The sequence below is a fragment of the Caballeronia sp. LZ033 genome (assembly GCF_031451265.1).
Taxonomy (GTDB): domain Bacteria; phylum Pseudomonadota; class Gammaproteobacteria; order Burkholderiales; family Burkholderiaceae; genus Caballeronia.
The window spans coordinates 67,647-86,529 of the sequence record NZ_JARUXQ010000004.1 but is presented as its reverse complement, the minus strand read 5'-3'; the positions used below and the strand labels follow the sequence as shown (position 1 = coordinate 86,529).

At 65.7% G+C, this 18,883-nt stretch carries 16 protein-coding genes; 7 read left to right on the top strand and 9 right to left on the bottom strand.

The genetic code is table 11. The features are described 5' to 3' along the window. Positions 1-29: 29 nt before the first annotated feature. Positions 30-1,232, bottom strand: coding sequence for a glycosyltransferase (locus QCE62_RS27765; protein ID WP_309925506.1), 1,203 nt, complete (start codon positions 1,230-1,232; stop codon positions 30-32). Here QCE62_RS27765 and QCE62_RS27760 point away from each other — a divergent pair. The 3 genes from QCE62_RS27760 (at position 1,231) to hpnH (ending at position 3,830) form a co-directional block, all read left to right on the top strand. Then, positions 1,231-1,617 carry a hypothetical protein gene (locus QCE62_RS27760; protein ID WP_309925503.1) on the top strand — a complete coding sequence of 129 codons (387 nt, stop codon included), beginning with the start codon at positions 1,231-1,233 and terminating at the stop codon, positions 1,615-1,617. The genes QCE62_RS27765 and QCE62_RS27760 overlap by 2 nt on opposite strands. Before the next feature lie 82 nt (positions 1,618-1,699). Further along, the gene (gene ispH, locus QCE62_RS27755) at positions 1,700-2,662 is read left to right on the top strand and encodes a 4-hydroxy-3-methylbut-2-enyl diphosphate reductase (protein ID WP_309925502.1); all 963 of its coding nucleotides are present in this window, start codon (positions 1,700-1,702) and stop codon (positions 2,660-2,662) included. Positions 2,663-2,675: 13 nt separating this feature from the next. Then, positions 2,676-3,830 carry an adenosyl-hopene transferase HpnH gene (gene hpnH, locus QCE62_RS27750; protein ID WP_309819124.1) on the top strand — a complete coding sequence of 385 codons (1,155 nt, stop codon included), beginning with the start codon at positions 2,676-2,678 and terminating at the stop codon, positions 3,828-3,830. Between the two features lie 389 nt (positions 3,831-4,219). On the opposite strand, the gene QCE62_RS27745 is transcribed toward hpnH, so the two are convergent. Then, on the bottom strand, positions 4,220-4,414 hold the full coding sequence (locus QCE62_RS27745) for a YbdD/YjiX family protein (protein WP_309925499.1): 195 nt from the start codon (positions 4,412-4,414) through the stop codon (positions 4,220-4,222). A gap of 10 nt (positions 4,415-4,424) precedes the next feature. Continuing rightward, on the bottom strand, positions 4,425-6,509 hold the full coding sequence (locus QCE62_RS27740; RefSeq protein WP_309925497.1) for a carbon starvation CstA family protein: 2,085 nt from the start codon (positions 6,507-6,509) through the stop codon (positions 4,425-4,427). A gap of 162 nt (positions 6,510-6,671) precedes the next feature. On the opposite strand from QCE62_RS27740, the gene QCE62_RS27735 reads away from it, so the two are divergent. Together QCE62_RS27735 and QCE62_RS27730 are read left to right on the top strand one after the other, a co-directional pair. After that, positions 6,672-8,078, top strand: coding sequence for a cache domain-containing protein (locus QCE62_RS27735; RefSeq protein WP_309925495.1), 1,407 nt, complete (start codon positions 6,672-6,674; stop codon positions 8,076-8,078). Next, positions 8,068-8,706, top strand: a complete 639-nt coding sequence (locus QCE62_RS27730; RefSeq protein WP_309819115.1) for a response regulator transcription factor — start codon at positions 8,068-8,070, stop codon at positions 8,704-8,706. The genes QCE62_RS27735 and QCE62_RS27730 overlap by 11 nt, the downstream gene beginning before the upstream one ends. Before the next feature lie 4 nt (positions 8,707-8,710). On the opposite strand, the gene QCE62_RS27725 is transcribed toward QCE62_RS27730, so the two are convergent. Next, the gene (locus QCE62_RS27725) at positions 8,711-9,328 is read right to left on the bottom strand and encodes an ABC transporter substrate-binding protein (RefSeq protein WP_309925493.1); all 618 of its coding nucleotides are present in this window, start codon (positions 9,326-9,328) and stop codon (positions 8,711-8,713) included. 263 nt (positions 9,329-9,591) lie between these two features. On the opposite strand from QCE62_RS27725, the gene QCE62_RS27720 reads away from it, so the two are divergent. Continuing rightward, positions 9,592-12,258, top strand: a complete 2,667-nt coding sequence (locus QCE62_RS27720) for an MMPL family transporter (RefSeq protein ID WP_309925490.1) — start codon at positions 9,592-9,594, stop codon at positions 12,256-12,258. A 47-nt stretch (positions 12,259-12,305) separates the two neighbouring features. Further along, entirely contained in the window at positions 12,306-13,241 is a 936-nt protein-coding gene (locus QCE62_RS27715; RefSeq protein WP_309925488.1) for a VacJ family lipoprotein, read from the top strand. 47 nt (positions 13,242-13,288) lie between these two features. Here QCE62_RS27715 and QCE62_RS27710 read toward each other — a convergent pair whose 3' ends face one another. From QCE62_RS27710 to hpnD, 5 genes are all read right to left on the bottom strand, one after another. Beyond that, positions 13,289-13,762, bottom strand: coding sequence for a hotdog domain-containing protein (locus QCE62_RS27710; protein ID WP_309819108.1), 474 nt, complete (start codon positions 13,760-13,762; stop codon positions 13,289-13,291). Between the two features lie 128 nt (positions 13,763-13,890). Then, entirely contained in the window at positions 13,891-14,547 is a 657-nt protein-coding gene (locus QCE62_RS27705; RefSeq protein WP_309927474.1) for a phosphorylase, read from the bottom strand. 53 nt (positions 14,548-14,600) lie between these two features. Beyond that, positions 14,601-16,580 carry a squalene--hopene cyclase gene (shc, locus tag QCE62_RS27700; protein ID WP_309925485.1) on the bottom strand — a complete coding sequence of 660 codons (1,980 nt, stop codon included), beginning with the start codon at positions 16,578-16,580 and terminating at the stop codon, positions 14,601-14,603. Further along, positions 16,577-17,878 carry a hydroxysqualene dehydroxylase HpnE gene (hpnE, locus tag QCE62_RS27695; RefSeq protein ID WP_309925482.1) on the bottom strand — a complete coding sequence of 434 codons (1,302 nt, stop codon included), beginning with the start codon at positions 17,876-17,878 and terminating at the stop codon, positions 16,577-16,579. Before hpnE ends, shc begins: the two co-directional genes overlap by 4 nt. Further along, a complete protein-coding gene (gene hpnD, locus QCE62_RS27690; protein ID WP_309925480.1) occupies positions 17,878-18,726 on the bottom strand; it encodes a presqualene diphosphate synthase HpnD in 849 nt (282 codons plus the stop codon). Before hpnD ends, hpnE begins: the two co-directional genes overlap by 1 nt. Positions 18,727-18,883: the final 157 nt, after the last annotated feature.

Genomic DNA, 18,883 nt, shown 5'->3' with positions numbered 1-18,883 from the left:
TCGTCGCGAAGCCGCCCGGTATACGGGATTTACAAACCTTCCTGCGTCGGCGCCTGCACCCGCGCCTTCCACTGCCCGCCCTTCCCGCTCCAGTAACGCACGGCCGAGCCGATCGTCGCGCTGACATAGAACAACGCGACCAGCGGCAACAGCGGCGCCCACAGCAACGACCTGCGGTAGTAGCGCAGCATCGGCCCGTAGGCGATGCACATCAGCGCCCAGGCCACGCACGCGGGCCAGGCGCGCGCGCCCATCGCCAGGGACAGCAGCGGCGGCGCCAGATAGATGACCACCATGCCAATCACCGTGCCGATCAGCAGCAACGGCGAGTAACGCAACTGCGTGAACGCCGTGCGCGCGATCATGTTCCAGACGTCGCGCCAGCTGTCGTAGGGACGCAGCGATTCGCTGGTCTGGGCCAGATCGAGACGGATCGGACGCGCGGCGTTGCGGCCGAAACGATGCTTGATGCGCTCGGCGAGACTGCAATCGTCGATCAGTTCCTGACGGATCGATTCGATCCCGCCCGCCTCGGCCAGCGCCGAACGCCGCACCAGCATGCAGCCGCCCGCAGCACCGGAAGTGGCCTTGCGCACGTCGTTCACCCAGGCAAACGGATAAAGCTTCGCAAAGAAGAACACGAAGGCCGGAATCAGCGCCTTTTCCCACAGCGAATCGCAGCGCAGGCGGACCATCAGCGACACCAGATCGCGGTCTTCGAGAATCGTGCGCGCGACGAGTTGCGTGGCGGCATCGGCGGGATGGTGGATGTCGGCGTCGGTGAGGAGCAGATATTCGGCGGGCAGCCCGAGCGAATCAATCGCGCCGATGCCCCGCGACTGCGCCCACACCTTGCCCGACCAGCCCGGCGGCAGCGGCTGCGCGGTCAGCACGGTCAGGCGGTCTTCGAGCCCGAGATCGCGGGCGGCGGCGAGGGCGACGCCCGCGGTGTCGTCGGTGCTGTGGTCATCGACGACGATCACGTGGAACGCGCCCGCATAGTCCTGCTTGAGCAGCGAGCCGACCGCGCGGCCGATGACATCGGCTTCGTTGCGCGCCGGCACCACCGCGACGAGCGCCGGCCACGCGCCGCGCCGCGCGACTTCCGCGCTGCCGACGGCGTGAATGGTCGTACCGGACAACGCCGGCGCGGGCTCGGCGCGCCAGAACCCGCCGCGCGCGAACAGCAGCACGAGCCAGATCAGGAGGGACAGCCAGGCAATCAGTAGCATGTTTCAGGTGTTTAGCTGGGGTAAGAACGGGAAGAGCAAGGCGGAGCGGTTTCAACCGGCTCCTGACGTGACGACGCGGGCGTTGCGCGACCGGCACGAGGGGCAGGCCGGCGCGTGGATGCGCTTTAAAACGCCACCCGGCACGGCCGCGCCTGACCGAAAGCGACCGACAGTCTACTGGGTTCTGAAAAGCGCCGTATTTGCGTGCGCCGCGGCGCGCCGTCGGCCATGGCAGGCAGTGAGCGCCCGAAAAGGGAACGCGTTAGAATACGCGGTCAACTTAGGCGCGCAGACCCATCCCCAACATGTCTTTTTTTCCGGTCTGCTGTTTTGGTTATTGCGCCGTTTGTCAAGTGTCGGGTTAAACAGTCGTCACGCAACCTGAATTGCTGGAAAAGCGCGCCGGAATCATGCGAGCTCGCCGCCGGCCAACCCCGAAACCCGCGTCAGTCGGAGTTCGTTCGAATATGCGTATCATCCTTGCTCAACCCCGCGGCTTTTGTGCGGGCGTGGTCCGTGCGATCGAGATCGTCGATCGGGCCCTCGAACGGCATGGCGCACCCGTCTATGTGCGTCATGAGATCGTTCACAATCGTCATGTGGTCGACAATCTGCGCAGCAAGGGTGCACGCTTCGTCGAGGAACTGGACGAAGTGCCTCACGGCGCGGTAGCCATCTTCAGCGCGCACGGCGTGGCGCGCAGCGTCGAGAAAGATGCCGACGCACGCGGTCTCGACGTGCTCGACGCCACCTGCCCGCTCGTCACCAAGGTTCACGTGCAGGGGCGGCAATATGTCTCGCAGGGCCGCACGCTGATTCTGATCGGCCACGCCGGACATCCGGAAGTGGAGGGCACCATCGGCCAGATTCCGGGCAAGGTGGTGCTGGTGCAGAGCGAGGCGGAAGTCGAGAAGCTGACGCTCGACATCGATACCCCGGTGGCGTACGTCACGCAAACCACGCTGTCAGTGGACGACACGCGCGGCATCATCGACGCGCTGCAGCGCCGTTTTACGGATATCGTCGGGCCGGATACGCGCGATATCTGTTACGCGACGCAAAACCGGCAGGCCGCGGTGCGCGAGCTGTCGGATCAGGTGGACGTGTTGCTCGTCGTGGGCGCCACCAATAGTTCCAATTCGAACCGTCTGCGGGAAATCGGCGCCGAAAGCGGCGTGCCGAGCTACCTCGTGGCGGACGGTTCGGAGATCAGGCCGGAATGGTTCGCCGACGTGCAGACAGTCGGCATCACCGCAGGCGCATCGGCGCCTGAAGAAATGGTCAAACATGTGATCGATGCCCTGCGCGCGTTCGGACCCGTCGAAGTCACGACGATGAACGGCCGCGAGGAAAAGGTCGAATTCAAACTCCCCGCGAAGCTCATGCAACCGCTCGCCGCCGTCGCGGCCACGGCCATTCGCGAAGAATAAGGAGAGCAGGCAATTGTCTATTCCCATGCTTCAGAAGGCGCGTGTCGGCGCCTACATCTTCAAGCAGCACTTGAGCCGCAACAAGCGCTATCCGCTCGCGCTGATGCTCGAACCGCTGTTCCGCTGCAATCTCGCCTGTAACGGCTGCGGCAAGATCGACTATCCGGATCCGATCCTGAACCAGCGCCTGTCGCTGGAAGAGTGTCTCGGCGCGGTCGACGAGTGCGGCGCGCCGGTCGTTTCCATCGCAGGCGGCGAGCCGCTGCTGCACAAGGAAATGCCGCAGATCGTCAAGGGCATCATGGCGCGCAAGAAGTTCGTGTATCTCTGCACGAACGCGCTGCTGATGGAAAAGAAGATGGACGACTACGAGCCGAGCCCGTATTTCGTCTGGTCCGTCCACCTGGACGGCGACCGCGAGGCGCACGATCACTCGGTGTCGCAGCCGGGCACGTATGACAAGGCGGTCGCGGCCATCAAGGAAGCGAAGCGCCGTGGCTTCCGCGTGAACATCAACTGCACGCTGTTCAACGACGCCGAGCCGGAACGTGTGGCGAAGTTCTTCGACACGCTGGGCCCGATCGGCGTGGACGGGATCACGGTGTCGCCGGGCTATGCGTATGAACGCGCGCCGGACCAGCAGCACTTCCTGAACCGCGACAAGACCAAGACGCTGTTCCGCGAAATTTTCAAGCGCGGCAACAACGGCAAGAACTGGTCGTTCAGCCAGTCGACGCTGTTCCTCGACTTCCTCGCGGGCAATCAGACGTATGAATGCACGCCGTGGGGCAACCCGGCGCGCACGGTGTTCGGCTGGCAGAAGCCGTGCTATCTGGTCGGCGAAGGTTACGTGAAGACCTTCAAGGAACTGATGGAAACCACCGACTGGGACAAGTACGGCACGGGGAAGTACGAGAAGTGCGCGGACTGCATGGTCCACTGCGGCTTCGAAGCGACGGCCGTGATGGACACGGTGGCGCATCCGCTCAAGGCGGCGAAGATCGCGCTGCGAGGTCCGCGTACGACGGGCGCGTTCGCGAAGGACCTGCCGTTCGACAAGCAGCGCCCGGCTGAATACGTGTTCTCGAAGCATGTGGAGATCAAGCTGGAAGAGATCGGACGCATGCAGAAGAACAAGGGCGCGAAAACGGCGGCTGTGGCGAATTAGGGCGGCTGCGTACTCGTCAGAGTGGAAGGCGGATGACGATGAGTCATCCGCCTTTTTTCGTTTCTTTCGCTTTCTGGCTTTGAGCGCGCTCCAGTCTTCGAGGCTCACGGGTTTGAATGGGTCGATATGAAACAGAACACTTCCCTGCAACTTTTAAGCGGCGAGAGAGTCCTTGCTCACCCAAGGCTCGCTGGTTTTACGCTGTTCAATCTCAGACATTGCAACTGCTCCTCCAAGACTCCGATTAGAACCATTCCGAACAAAGTCTAAGAGAACTGTTTCGTCGTTTATGGTGGCAAGCGCGTCATAAATTGTGCGAGAGACGCAAAACAAAAACGCGACGGCTCATCACCGTCGCGTTCTCTTCAACATCGAAGCAGCCCCTCACCTCAACAACACTTCCCCGCCCCCGTCCCGTACCTCGCTTCCTGCCGCTCGCGAAAAAACTCCGCATACGACATCACCGCCTGGTCAGGATGCGTCGCCTGCATGTGCGTGACGTAGGCATCGTAGTCCGGCATCCCGACCATCAGGCGCATTGCCTGGCCGAGATACCGTCCCGCTTGTCGAAGATCGTCGAACATCACCGCGTCCTCAATGTCCCGAGCGCACTGCCGCGCCCGCACCCGAAGGCATCGGCTCGAACGGCGTTTCGCGCACCGTCGGACGGGCTTCGCGACGCGCACGCAGCACCGCCATCACGCCGTACACCGCGATGCTCAACACCACGAAGATGAACAGGCCCGCAAGCGCCGCATCGACATAGTCATTGAAGATGATCCGCTGCATCTCCGGCAGCGACTTGGCCGGCGCCATCACCTCACCCGCGTCGTAGGCGTCGCGCAGCTTGCCGGCGTGAGCGAGGAAACCGATCTTCGGATTGGCATCGAAGATCTTCTGCCAGCCCGCGGTCAGCGTGCAGATCAGCAGCCATGCGGCCGGCACGAGCGTCACCCATGCATAACGCTCGCGCTTCATCTTGAACAGCACGACAGTGCCGAGGATCAACGCGATACCCGCGAGCATCTGGTTCGAGATGCCGAACAACGGCCACAACGTATTGATGCCGCCGAACGGATCGACCACGCCCTGATACAGGAAGTAACCCCAGGCGGCCACGCACAGCGCCGTCGCGATCAGGTTGGCCGGCAGCGATTCCGTGCGGCGCAGCGCCGGATGGAACGTGCCGAGCAGGTCTTGCAGCATGAAGCGGCCGGCACGGGTGCCCGCATCGACGGCCGTCAGGATGAACAGCGCCTCGAACAGGATGGCGAAGTGATACCAGAACGCCATCATCGCCTCGCCGCCGATCACCTGGTGAAGAATGTGCGCCATGCCGACCGCGAGCGTCGGCGCGCCGCCGGCCCGCGCGACGATGGTGGTCTCGCCCACCGCCTTCGCCGTCGAGGTCAGCATGTCCGGCGTCAGCATGAAGCCCCACCCCGATACCGTCTGCGCGACTGCTTCCGGCGTGCTGCCCAGCAGCGCGGCCGGGCTGTTCATCGCGAAGTAGATGCCCGGCTCGATCACGCAGGCGGCGACCAGCGCCATGATGGCGACGAACGATTCCATCAGCATCGCGCCATAGCCGATGAAGCGCATGTTGATTTCGTTGTCGATCATCTTGGGCGTCGTGCCCGACGAGATCAGCGCATGAAAACCCGATACGGCGCCGCATGCGATCGTGATGAAGAGGAACGGGAACAGATTGCCCGACCACACCGGACCGCTGCCGTCGACGAACTTTGTGAACGCCGGCATCTTCAGTTCGGGCGCGACGATCAGGATGCCGATCGCGAGGCCCACGATGGTGCCGATCTTGAGGAAGGTCGAGAGATAGTCGCGCGGCGCGAGCAGCAGCCACACCGGCAGGACGGAAGCGATAAAGCCATAGCCGACCAGGATCCACACGAGCTGCGTGCCGGTGAACGTGAACCACGGCGCAATGGCCGGCGAAGCAGCGACGTGTCCGCCGAACGTGATCGCGAGCATCAGCAGCACGAAGCCGACGATGGACACTTCGCCGATCCGTCCCGGACGGATATAGCGCGTGTACAGGCCCATGAAAATCGCGATGGGAATCGTCGCCGCAACGGTAAAGGTGCCCCACGGTGAATTCGTCAGCGCCTTCACGACGATCAGCGCAAGCACCGCGAGAATGATCACCATGATGAGGAACGTGCCGAACAGCGCGATCACGCCCGGCACGGTGCCGAGTTCCATCTTGATGAGATCGCCGAGCGAGCGTCCGTCGCGGCGCGTCGAGATGAACAGGATCACGAAGTCCTGCACCGCGCCCGCGAACACGACGCCGGCCAGAATCCACAGCATGCCGGGCGTGTAGCCCATCTGCGCGGCCAGCACCGGACCGACCAGCGGACCCGCACCCGCGATGGCCGCGAAGTGATGTCCGAACAGCACGTATTTGTTGGTGGGCACGTAATCGAGGCCGTCGTTGTGACGAACGGCGGGCGTCATGCGCAGGCCGTCGAGTTGCAGCACCTTGCCCGCGATGAAACGCGAATACAGCCGGTAAGCGATGAGATAGACACAGACCGCCGCGATGACGATCCACAGTGCGCTGATGCGTTCGCCGTGCGCGAGCGCGATGGTGCCGAATGCGAACGCGCCCAGCAGCGCGAGCGCAATCCAGACCAGGAATCCTGAAGCCCGATTCATGGCGTCTCCTTGTTTGTATGACCTTGGGAGCCAGGCTCCGTAGTCGTGCCATGCGCCACGATGACGCATTGGGCGGTAGTATTCGCTTTCGCCGGAACGCTTACAAGCGCATGACTACGTACGCGCGCTGCGTGCCTTCACGTAGCGGAAAACCCTGTTGCAATGAATCTCAAGGTCAAAATCTTCCTGCTCGCCATCGTGCCGTTCGCGCTCGCGATCGGCGGCATCACCTACGGCGTGCGGCAGCAGGCGCAGTCGCTCGCGCAGGTTCAGCACGCCACCACGCAGGCCGCGTACGTCTCGAGCAAGGAAATCGAGCTGCGGCATTACGTCGAGATCGCGCAGAGCACGATCGCGCCGTTCTATGACCCGCCCCCCGGCGACCCGCGCAGCGACGAAGAACGCCGTCGCCTCGCACTCGACGCGCTGCAACGGCTCGACTTCGGCCAGGACGGCTATTTCTTCGTCTACACGATGCACGGCCTGTCACTGATGCATCCGCGCCAGCCCGATCTCGTCGGCCGCGATCTATGGCTGATGCGCGATCCCAACGGCGCACTGACCATTCAGGAACTCGTCCGCCAGGCATCGCAAGGCGGAGGCTATGTGCGCTACCTGTGGCGCAGGCCATCGACGGGATTGCTCGCGCCCAAGCTCGGCTATGTCGTGCCGCTCGAACGCTGGGGCTGGATGATCGGCACCGGCATCTATCTCGAAGACGTGGAAACGACGCTCGCGCGCATCGACGACCGCGCCGCCTCGAATATCGCGCGCACGCTGACGTGGATCGGCGTCATTGCGCTGGCCGCGCTCGCCGTCATCGCGATCTGCGCCGCCGTGCTCAACATCAGCGAGCACCGCAGCGCCGACGCCAAGCTCAGGCGCCTCGCGCGGCAAGTGGTGGAATCGCAGGAACAGGAACGCGCGCGCCTCTCGCGCGAACTGCACGACGGCATCAGCCAGATGCTGGTATCGGTGAAGCTGCTGCTCGAATCGGCGCTGGCCCGCTTCGAACGCAGCGCGGCGCGCGAACCCACCGCGGAAGCCGCGCTCTCGACCGGTCTCGGGCGGCTCGCCGGGACGCTGCGCGAAGTGCGGCGCATCTCCCACGCGCTGCGCCCCGCGATGCTCGACGACCTCGGCCTCGCCGCCGCGCTCGAACAACTCGCGCGCGAATCGAACGGTCAGGACGGCATCGAAGTGCTTTTCGACTCGACCGGCACGGGCGAAAGCCTGCCGGACACTGTCAACACCGTGCTGTTCCGGATCGCACAAGAAGCGCTCAACAACATCACGCGGCACGCCAAGGCGTCGCGCGCGCAATTGACGCTTGCCGTCGCGAGGCACGCGGTGACGCTCGACATCACGGACAACGGCGTCGGCTTCGACGTGCCCGCCGTGCTGTCCGATCCCATGCGCGGCCTCGGCCTGCGCAACATGCGCGAGCGGCTCGATACACTGGGCGGTGCGCTGCGCATCGACTCGCAACTGGGCCGTACGGTCATCGTCGCGAGCGTGCCGCTGCCGCTCGCCGCACCCAATCTCCAAGGACACGCCGATGAGCGCTGAACCCGCCCGCCTGATTCTCGTCGACGATCATCCGCTGGTGCGCGACGGCCTGCGCGCGCGCCTCGATTCCGTACCGCATCTGCGGGTGATCGGCGAAGCGGGCAATGGCCCGGATGCACTCGCCCTCGCCGCCGACGAGGCGAATCCGCCCGATCTCGTGCTGATGGACGTGGGCATGGCGGGCATGAGCGGGATCGAGCTGGCGGCACGCTTCCACGAGCGCTTTCCGGACATTCGCGTGCTGATGTTGTCGATGCACGACAACGTCGAGTACGTCATGCAGGCAGTGCGCGCGGGCGCGAGCGGCTATGTGCTGAAGGATTCGCCGGCGACGGAAATCATCCAGGCCATCGACGCGGTGCTCGCCGGCCGGACCTTCTTCAGCGCCGGCGTGGCGGCGCGCATGATCCAGGCACGTTCAATGCAAACCCCGCTCGAACGCCTGACGCCGCGCGAACTCGAGATTCTCGACGCGCTGGCGCAAGGCCTCTCGAGCAAGCAGATCGCGCAACAGCACGGGCTGTCGGTGCGCACGGTAGAAACGCACCGGCTGAATTTGAAGCGCAAACTGGATATAGACGGCCAGGCCGAGCTGATCAAGTTCGCGGTAGAGCACCGCCGACGCTAGCGCGTCAGCCCGCCGAACGGGCGTTGTGCTCGGCGAGGAACTTGATCAGGGCATCGACGCCGCCCTTCTGCAACTGCCCCGCGAATTGTTGCTGATAGACCTGGATGAGCCACGCGCCCATCATGTCGATGTCATAGATTTTCCAGCCCTGCGGGGTCTTCTGCAGACGGTAGCGCACCGGGTTGTCGCCGCCCGTGGAGATGACGTGCGATTCGACCACCGTGTCCTTGGTATTGGCATCGATGTTGGGCGAGTCGAACTTGAATTTCACTTCCTGGTCGCGCAGTTGCGACAGGGACGCCGCGTAGGTGTGGACCAGCAGCGTCTGGAACTGGTCATACAGCTGCTTCTGTTGCTCGGGCGTGGCGCTGGCCCAGGCCTTGCCCACCGCGATGCGCGTCGTGCGCTGGAAGTCGGTGGCGGGCAGGAAGCGGGTCTGGACGAGCTGCGTGATCTTCGCCATGTCGCCGCCGCGCGCCTGCGGGTCGGCCTTCATCGCGTCGACCGTGCCCTCCACCGCGTTCTTGACGACGGCATCGGGACTCGTTTGTGCGGCTGCCTCGCCCGTGAAGGCCACCGAGGCAAGGAGGAAAGCGAAGCAAATGGACAGATAGCGTTTCATGGCACCCGTTCTCTGATCTGGTTTGTTGGCGTGGGCTCTACGGCCCTGGACGTTGCACAAGGCTGCCGCCGGCTGGTGCAGCAAGTATATCGACACCGCAGCGCCGCGACAGTTCAAGCGCGGACAGTGCTGAAGCGCCCGCTATACTTGCGCGGCACACCGCGTCGTTTGATCGGGGCGATGCGCTTTCCGGCGATCGGCATCATGCACTTCGCGCGTAGCAGCAATGCGCAAAAATAACAGGACACACAGGTAGCGTCTTCATGCTGACGTCCAACATTACTCGTTTCGTCACCCTCGCCATCCGCCGCCCGGCCTGGATCATCGCCGTTTCGCTCCTGCTCGGCGTGCTGAGCACGATCTACGTCGTTCATCATTTCAAGATCAGCACCGACGTCAGCCAACTGATCGAGACCGAACCCGAGTGGGCGGCGCGCAGCAAGGCCATCGACCAGGCCTTTCCGCAGCGCGGAGCCACCTTGCTTATCGTGGTGGAAGCGCCCGCGCAGGAGTTCGCCGACGCCGCCGCGAACCAGCTCGCCGCCGCCCTCGCCAAGGAACCGGAGCGCTTCAAGTCGGTGTCGCAGCCTTCGGGCGGCTCGTTCTTCGAGCACGAAGGCCTGCTCTACCTGCCCGTCGACAAGGTCGAGCAAGTGACGAAGCAGCTCGTCTCGGCGCGTCCGCTCATCAACACGCTTGCCCACGACCCGACGCTCACCGGTCTCGCGCAGACGCTCAACACCACGCTCAACCTGCCGCTGACGCTTGGCCAGGTCAATCTCGGCCAGATGGCCGGCCTGCTCGGCCATGCCAACACCGTGCTGACACACGTGCTGGCCAATCAACCGGCCGCGTTCTCTTGGCGCCAGCTGGCGGATTCGGGTTCGTCGAACAAGGATGCGCCGGGACGTGCCTTCATCACCGTCCTGCCCGACCTGGACTTCAACGCGCTGAAGGCGGCGGCGGGCACATCGGACGAGATCCGCGCGAAAGCCGCCGAACTTGGCCTCGACAAAAAGTATGGCGCCAGCCTGCATCTGACCGGCGCGCAGCCGCTCGCCGACGAGGAATTCGCATCCGTGCAGGACGGCGCCGCGCTCAACGGCGTGCTGACCTTTCTGGTGGTGCTGATGATCCTGTGGGTCGCGCTGCGCTCGAAACGCATGATTCTCGCGGTGTTCATCACGCTGTTCGTCGGCCTGGCGATCACGGCCGCGCTCGGTCTCATGATGGTCCACGCGCTGAACATGATCTCGGTGGCGTTCATGGTGCTGTTCGTCGGGCTGGGCGTGGATTTCGGCATCCAGTTCGGCGTGAAATACCGCGAGGAGCGCTACAAGCACAAGCGGCTCGACGTCTCGCTCGCCGAAACCGCGCGACATGTGGCCGTGCCGCTGACGCTCGCCGCCACCGCGACCGCCGCAAGCTTCTTCTCGTTCCTGCCGACCGCCTATCGCGGCGTGTCGGAACTGGGCCTGATCGCGGGCGTCGGCATGTTCGTCGCATACCTCACCAACATGACGCTGCTGCCCGCGCTGATCAAGGTGTTCGCGCCGCCGGGCGAGGCGCACTCGCCGGGCTTTCCGGTGCTCGCACCCGTCGATGAATTTCTCGACAAGCATCGCAAGCCGGTGCTGATCGGCACGCTGGTCGTGGTGATCGGCGCGCTGCCGCTGCTGTTCAACCTGCGCTTCGACTTCAATCCGCTGCATCTGAAGGATCCGCACACCGAGTCGATGGCAACGCTGCTTTCGCTCAAGGATTCGCCCGAAGGCGCGGTCAACGATGTCGCGGTGCTGGCGCCCTCGCTTGCCGATGCCGACCGTATTGCCGCGAAGCTGGACAAGCTGCCGGAAGTCGGACGCGCGACCACGCTGTCGTCGCTGATCCCCGGCGACCAGCCGCAAAAGCTCGCGCTCATCAGGGCTGCCGCCGACCAGCTGTTGCCCGCGCTCGATCAGCCCACGGCCGCCCCGGCGACGGACGAGATCAGGGTCGCGGCGCTGAAGCGCGTGTCGAGCCAGTTGTCGCTCGCGGCCGACGAGCATCCCGGCCCCGGCGACAAGGAAGCGAAGCAGCTGTCGCAGACGCTCGCGCAGCTTGCCCAGGCTGATGCCGCTACCCGCGACCGCGCCGACCACGCACTGGCCGACCCGTTGCGCATCGCGCTCGCGCAACTGCGTTCGCTGCTGACGCCCAGCGAAATCACTCGCGCGAGCCTGCCCCCGCAGATGGTCGAGACCTGGGTGACGCCGCAGGGACAGGCGCTCGTCGACGTCTCGCCGAAGATTGCTCCCGGCGCCGATCCGAACGACGACGCGCTGCTCGCCCGCTTCGCCGATGCTGTCCAGAAGGCCGAGCCGGACGCGATCGGCGGGCCGATTTCAGTGCGCCATTCGGCGGAGACCATCATCAAGTCGTTCCAGCAGGCGGCGCTGTACTCGCTGGCCGCGATCACGGTGCTGCTGTGGATCGCACTTCGCCGTTTTGGCGACGTTCTGAGAACTTTGGTACCGTTGCTCGTTTCCGCGATCGTGACGCTGGAGCTGTGCGTTGTCTTCAGGATGCCGCTCAACTTTGCGAACATCATCGCGTTGCCGCTCATGCTGGGCGTGGGCGTCGCGTTCAAGATCTACTTCGTGATGGCGTGGCGCTCCGGCCAGACGCGCCTGCTGCAATCGAGTCTCACGCACGCCGTGATGTTCAGCGCGGCCACCACCGCAACCGCATTCGGCAGCCTGTGGTTCTCGCATCATCCGGGCACCTCCAGCATGGGGCGGCTGCTGGCGCTGTCGCTGTTTTGCACGCTGGTCGGCGCCGTGGTCTTCCAGCCGGTCCTGATGGGCAAACCGCGCCGCGTACGCGCCGCGGACCGGGCCAGGCTGCGCGCGGCTCAACGGCATGACAACCTAAGAGGAATTGAAGAATGAAGTCGGGATCGACGGCGTTGACCCCTCGCGCAGTGCGCAACCTGGGAATGGGACTGGCAATCGCGGGCATGCTCGCCACCAGCGGCTGCGCAACCGGCCCGGACCGCAATCCGCGCGATCCGCTCGAGCCGATGAACCGCAAGATCTTCACGTTCAACGACACGCTCGACACCTACGTGGCGAAGCCCGTCGCGCAGTTCTACGTGGATTACACGCCGAGCCCGTTCCGCACCGCCGTCAGCAACTTCTTCTCGAATCTCGGCGACTTCTCCAACTTCGCCAATAACCTGCTGCAACTGAAGATCACCGATGCCACGGAAGATCTGATGCGCATCGCGATGAACTCGGTGTTCGGGATCGGCGGGCTGATCGATATTGCGTCGCCGGCGGGCCTGCCGAAGCATCACCAGGATTTCGGCCTGACGCTCGGGCACTACGGCGTGCCGTCGGGTCCGTATCTCGTGCTGCCGCTGCTCGGCCCGAGTTCGTTCCGCGACTCGACCACCTGGCTGGTCGACTGGCGCGTGAATCCGATCAGCTATACCGATGCCGACATCCGCTGGCCGCTGTACGGCGTGAATTTCGTCAGCGCGCGGGCCGATCTGATCGGTGCGACCGACCTGCTCTCGGCGGCCGCGCTCGACAAATACGCTTTTGTCCGCGATGCCTACACGCAGCGCCGCCAGTACCTGCTGACTGGCGGCGGCGCGTCGACGCTGCCTGACTACGGCGACGAAGGCGCGAGCGCGCCGGAAGGCGCCAGTGCGCCGCCGGGACAGAGCGGCGGCGGCAGCCAGGAGCAAGGCTTGCCTACGTATGACGATCCGGGCGCGGCCGGAGCAGCCGGGGCGCCGGCGGGCGGCGTCGGCGGCAAGTCGCCCGCGCCTGCGGAAAATGCGCCGCAGGGCGCGCCGTCGCCCAGTTCGAGCAAGGGGCAAGGCCTGCCGCAGTACGACGATCCAGCGGCACAGCCCGCCAAGTAAGTCACTCCAAACGAAAATGGGCGCCGTTCTACGGCGCCCATTTTCATTCAGTGTGCCGCTTCCTCGGCCTGCGCTTCGAACAGATCATCTCCCGACATGGCGGGCGCTTCGACCGGGCCCTGATCGCGCCGATAGGCTTCGAACAGTTCATCGGCATAGCGGATTTTCGTGCGGCCGTGCGGCGCGGGCTCGCCCTGCTGGTTCAGGTTCACGAACACCATCTTCTCGACCGTCAGGATGCTCTTGCGGGTGATCTTGTTGCGCACTTCGGCGCGCAGCGTGATCGACGTGCGGCCGAAATGCGTCGCCGCGATACCCAGTTCGATGATGTCGCCCTGCCGCGCCGAGCTGACGAAGTTGATTTCCGACATGAACTTGGTCACGACGCGCTGATTGTTCAGCTGTGAAATGGCGTAGATGGCGGCTTCTTCGTCGATCCAGCGCAGCAAGCTGCCGCCGAACAACGTGCCATTGGGGTTCAGGTCTTCCGGCTTGACCCACTTGCGAGTATGAAAATTCATTTGATACCTCACTTTCTGCTACTTGCGCCGCGATCTCGACCGAAATCTACGCGCGCGGGTGATTAGGGTTTTCCCTGATTATATCGAGATAGGGGTTAACCCGCAGAAAGCAAGAAATAAAGGAAGCTTCAGTTGCAGGCGAGCGCCCGCGCCGTTACGAGCGCACGGCGAGCCTGAACGAGGGTGTTGCGGGCATCGCGGGCGTCGCCGGCGAGGCGCAGCAAGCCGCCCAGTTGCGACGGCTGGCGCAGCAATTCACGCAGGATCGGACCGATGGCCGTGGTTCCGTCGTCCCGCAGGCCAGCCATGGCGGCGGGCGGCAGGCTGCGCCATGCCGGATCGACGATCGCGCGGCACACGGCGAACGGCAGACCCCGCGCCTGGGCCATGCTGCCGGCCACGTGCGATTCCATATCGACGGCCAGTGCGCCTGTCGCGCGATGCAGCGCCTGTTTTTCGGCTTCGCCCGTCACCGGCGCGGCAACGCCGGCCATGGGGCCGCGCCGCGTCAGACGCTCCACGGGTGTTCCCGCCAGCGCCGCGACGATGCGCGCGGACCAGGCGGCATCGGTCGGCACTTCACCAAGCGGCCCGCAGACGCTATCCGCAATGATCAACGCGCCCGGCGCGAGATCCGGCGCCAGACCGCCCGCGGTGCCGAAGCTGATGATGCCGGAACAGCCGCGCGCGATGGCCTCGGACAGCGCGCGTTCGAGCCAGTCGCTGCGCGCCGCGAACACGACGTCCACGCCCTGCCCGCGCACGATCTTCGCCTCGAACGCCATGCCGGTCACGGCCACGACGGGCTTGCCGGCAGAAGCACGACCCGCGTCTGCGCTCACATCGCCGCCACGACGCGCGTGAGACCTTCGCGCGTCAGATTGCGGTAGCGCGCCAGCGCCCACAGCGGAAAGAACTTGCGATAGCCGTGGTAGCGCAAATAAAACACGCGCGGAAAGCCGGTCGCGGTGAAGCGCGTCTCGTCCCACAGGCCGTGCGCCTGCTGCGTGCGCATCAGATAGTCGACGCCGCGCGCGACCGCCGGATGCTCCACCAGCCCCGCCGCCATCAGCCCGAGCAGCGCCCAGGCCGTCTGCGACGCGGTGCTGATCGCCGGCTCGTAGGCGTGGTAGTCGAGCTTGTAGCTCTCGCCGTCCTCACCCCAGCCGCCATCCGCGTTCTGGATGCCGATCAGCCAGTCCGCCGCGCGCTTCATGCGCGGGTCCGTCGGCGCGACGCCGGCGGCGTTGAGCGCGCACATCGCCGACCAGGTGCCGTAGATGTAATTCATGCCCCAGCGTCCGTACCAGCTGCCGTCGCGTTCCTGGTCATTGACGATGTACTCGAACGCACGGCGCGCAGGCTCGCTGTTCAGCGCGGTTTCGCCGAGCTGCGCGAGCATCGACAGACAGCGCGCCGAGACATCGACGGTCGGCGGATCCAGCAGCGCGCCGTGATCCGAGAACGGAATGTTGTTCAGGTAGAACTGGGTGTTCTCCGGCTCGAACGCGCCCCAGCCGCCATCGCTGCTCTGCATGCCGACGACCCATTCGCGCGCCCGGGCAATCGCCTCGCCGTACATGGCCGTGCCGTTTTCGCGATCGGCGCGCTCCATCGCCATCGCGACCACCGCGGTATCGTCGACATCCGGATAGTGCGGATTGGCGAACTGGAACGCCCAGCCGCCCGGCCGCACATGCGCGCGACGCGAAATCCAGTCGCCGCGCACGTCGAGGATCTGCAGCGGCACCAGCCAGTCGAGACCGCGCTTCACCGCCGCGCGCGCCTTCGGCATGCCGGTTTCGAGCAGCGCGTGCGCCGCCAGCGACGTATCCCACACCGGCGACAGGCACGGCTGGCAATACGCTTCGCCGTCATCGGCGGAATCGACGATCAGCAGCTTGTCCAGCGACTTGCGGGCAATCGCGCGGTTCGGATGCTCGGGCGGATAGCCGAGCACGTCGTACATCATCACCGAGTTGGCCATCGCCGGGAAAATCGCGCCGAGACCGTCCTCGCCGTTCAGCCGTTCATCGACGAAACGCACCGCTTCATCGATGGCGCGCTCGCGCCCGCCCTTGGGCAGCAGCGGATCGGCGACGCGCAGCAGCGAATCCACCACGCGGAAGAAGGCGAACCAGCCGCGCTTCTGATGCCCCGCGCGCGCCGGCATGCCGGTATTGACCGGCGGATTCGCAAACACCTCGTCGATGCGCACGCCGCGCGGATTGCGCGCCCGCGGACGCTTGGCGTTGAGCACGAGCATGGGCACGATCACCGTGCGCGCCCAGTAGGACACCTTCGACAGATGGAACGGGAACCACATCGGCAGGCGCATGATCTCGACGGGCATCATCGGCACCGCGCGCCACGACACCACGCCGAACAGCGCCAGCAGGATGCGCGTGAACACGTTGACCTTCTCGGCGCCGCCGGCGGCGAGGATCGCGCCGCGTGCGCGCTGCATGTGGTCGGCGTCCGGCGAATCGCCGATCATCTTCAGCGCGAAATACGCCTTCACCGTGGCGGAAACGTCCATCCTGCCGCCGTCGAACAGCGGCCAGCCGCCGTCTTCGCGCTGGATGCGGCGCAGATAGCGGCCGATCTTCGCTTCGAGCGTCGGGTCCGCGGTCTCGCCGAGGTAATGCACGAGCAGCACGTATTCGGCGGGAATCGTCGCGTCCGCTTCGAGTTCGTAGAGCCAGTAGCCGTCAGGATGCTGCCCCGCGAGCAGCGCGTCGGTGGCCTGGTTGATCGCGGTATCGAGTGTCGATTTCGAAACCTGCGCGCCCACGGCCGACAGGGACAAGTCGTTCATCTGCGTTCCATCGATGGGTTCAGCAGCGCATCCGCAGCCTTCTGGCCGGAGCGGATCGCGCCTTCAATCGTCGCGGGCAGGCCGGTCGCCGTCCAGTCGCCCGCGAGTGTGAAATTGGGCCAGCGGGTGCGCGTCGCGGCCCGCAAGCCTTCCTGCGCGGGCACCGCGGCAAAGGTCGCGTGCGCCTCCGCGACGACCTGCCAGGGCGGCATGAGTGCGGCCGGCAGGCGCATCGCCCGGGCAGCTTCCTGCCACGCGGTCCGCGCCAGTTCCTCGTGCGGCGTCGCGAGCCAGCGGTCCGCGCTCGCGAACGTCACCGTCGCGCGGCCATCGGCGACGAACAGCCAGTCCGACTGGCCGTTGACCAGACACGTCAGCGGCTCGAAGCCGTGTGGCGCATCAGTCGCGAAATGCGCGGTGACGATGGCCCGCGACGCGTCCGGCGCGCTCAGGCCCGGTACGAGCCGGCGCGCTGCGGCGGGCGGCACCGCGAGCACGACGCCGTCTTCCGGCGCGAGCGCCAGCGGCTCCGCCGCGCCGTTCAGGCTTCCCGGCGCACGCTCGAAAGCCAGCGAGCTTACACGCTCATTCGAATCCGTGCCTGTTACCCCGATGGCCGCCACCCGCACGCCCAGCCGGATATCGGCGCCGCCATACTGCAGGAGCCGCAGAGCCGGGTCGACGAACGCGTGCGACAAGCCGCTCTTCGCCACCAGCGGGCGGCACGCGTGGCCACCGGCCGCGACGGTCTCGCGCAGCAGGCCGGCTGCCGTTTCGGCGCTGGCCTCGGAGGGATCGGCGTTCAGCATGGCGCGCAGCAGCGGCCGCGCCAGCAGATCCCACGCGCGATCCTTCCTGCGCAGTGCGTCCTCGACGGTGCGCCCCGGACGCAGGAAGAACAGCGGCAGCAGCGACAGATAATCAGCGGGCTGGGTGCCGGGCACGCGCGCGTGGGCGTCGAAGATCCAGCGCGGCAGCCGCCCCGGCGACATGCGGATGGACCAGGCGTCGCCGCTTGCGGTATCCCGGAACGAATAGTCCGCGTGCGCCGGCCCGGTCAGCGCATCCGTCGCGCCGATCGCCCGCAGATACGCCATCGTCGATTGATTGCCGGATAGCAAAAGATGATTGCCGTTATCGAGCGTGGCACCGAGTTTGGCATCGAAGAACGAGCGGCAACGACCGCCGGCAAACGCCTCGGCCTCGTGCAGCACGACGCGTGCGCCGCGCCGCTGCGCCTGGACCGCCGCCGCGAGACCGGCCACGCCCGCACCGATGACGTGGACCCGACGGGACATCAGATCAGATTGCGCGCCACGATCCACAGCAGGCGCGAACGCGGCGTGCGCACGCGATTGCGCGGCAGGTCGAAGCCGCGTTTCAGGTTGGCGTCAAGCACCGTGCGATACGCGGCCGACATGATGCGCGGCGCGCGCACCTGGGCGCGCGGCGAGGCGGCCATGATCGCGTCGGACTGGGCGTAGTGGCTCCTGGCGCGCTCGGCGAGGACGGCGCAGACACGCGGCAGACGGGCGTCGGCGACGATGCTCGCCGCGTCGCTCGTGGAGATGCCTTCGCGCGCGAGCAGTTCGCGCGGCAGGTACACGCGGCCGATGTCCGCGTCTTCGTCGATGTCTCGCAGGATGTTGGTCAGTTGCAGCGCCCGCCCGAGATGGTGCGCAAGGCGCCGGCCGGCGTCCTCGTGCATCCCGAAGATCCTCACCGACAGACGCCCCACGGCGCTCGCGACACGGTCGCAATAGAGGTCGAGCGTGGCTTCGTCGGGCGCGACGATGTCGCCGGCGGCGTCCATTGCCATGCCGTCGATGACGGCCTGGAAGTCGTCGCGGGACAGCTGGAAAGCCTGGATGTGCTGCGTGAGCGCCTGCAGCGACTGTTTCGGCGCGCCCGCATAGCAGGCGTCGATGTCTTCGCGCCAGCGGTCGAGCGCAATCGCGCGCTCGCGGCGCGGCAGGGTGCCTTCGTCGGCGATGTCGTCGACCGCGCGGCAGAAGGCGTAGATCTGGTACATCGCGTCCCGCTGACGGGCGGGAAGGATGCGCATCGCCAGATAGAACGAGCTGCCCGACGATGCCTTGGCGGCGTCGGGCGCGGGTTCTTCAGCGACGATGTTGGAAACGGCCAAGACGGACTCCGCTGTGGCGCCCCCACGGGCAAATTTAGGGATCGGGCGCCGGCTTCGGAAACAGCCCGATGCGCGCGGAACAACCTGGCGCTTGTGTGATACCGGGGGCTGATCGGAAAGGAAGGCCGGCGCGAACCGGCTGCGACTGCGCCGGAAA

Bases quoted from the DNA above. Each gene is read 5' to 3' on its own strand.
- QCE62_RS27710 (WP_309819108.1), bottom strand. From the start codon at position 13,762: ATGAATTTTCATACTCGCAAGTGGGTCAAGCCGGAAGACCTGAACCCC.
- QCE62_RS27705 (WP_309927474.1), bottom strand. From the start codon at position 14,547: ATGGCGTTCGAGGCGAAGATCGTGCGCGGGCAGGGCGTGGACGTCGTG.
- QCE62_RS27740 (WP_309925497.1), bottom strand. From the start codon at position 6,509: ATGAATCGGGCTTCAGGATTCCTGGTCTGGATTGCGCTCGCGCTGCTG.
- QCE62_RS27730 (WP_309819115.1), top strand. From the start codon at position 8,068: ATGAGCGCTGAACCCGCCCGCCTGATTCTCGTCGACGATCATCCGCTG.
- QCE62_RS27715 (WP_309925488.1), top strand. From the start codon at position 12,306: ATGGGACTGGCAATCGCGGGCATGCTCGCCACCAGCGGCTGCGCAACC.
- QCE62_RS27765 (WP_309925506.1), bottom strand. From the start codon at position 1,232: ATGCTACTGATTGCCTGGCTGTCCCTCCTGATCTGGCTCGTGCTGCTG.
- QCE62_RS27725 (WP_309925493.1), bottom strand. From the start codon at position 9,328: ATGAAACGCTATCTGTCCATTTGCTTCGCTTTCCTCCTTGCCTCGGTG.
- QCE62_RS27735 (WP_309925495.1), top strand. From the start codon at position 6,672: ATGAATCTCAAGGTCAAAATCTTCCTGCTCGCCATCGTGCCGTTCGCG.
- QCE62_RS27720 (WP_309925490.1), top strand. From the start codon at position 9,592: ATGCTGACGTCCAACATTACTCGTTTCGTCACCCTCGCCATCCGCCGC.
- QCE62_RS27745 (WP_309925499.1), bottom strand. From the start codon at position 4,414: ATGTTCGACGATCTTCGACAAGCGGGACGGTATCTCGGCCAGGCAATG.
- hpnE (WP_309925482.1), bottom strand. From the start codon at position 17,878: ATGTCCCGTCGGGTCCACGTCATCGGTGCGGGCGTGGCCGGTCTCGCG.
- ispH (WP_309925502.1), top strand. From the start codon at position 1,700: ATGCGTATCATCCTTGCTCAACCCCGCGGCTTTTGTGCGGGCGTGGTC.
- QCE62_RS27760 (WP_309925503.1), top strand. From the start codon at position 1,231: ATGTTTCAGGTGTTTAGCTGGGGTAAGAACGGGAAGAGCAAGGCGGAG.
- shc (WP_309925485.1), bottom strand. From the start codon at position 16,580: ATGAACGACTTGTCCCTGTCGGCCGTGGGCGCGCAGGTTTCGAAATCG.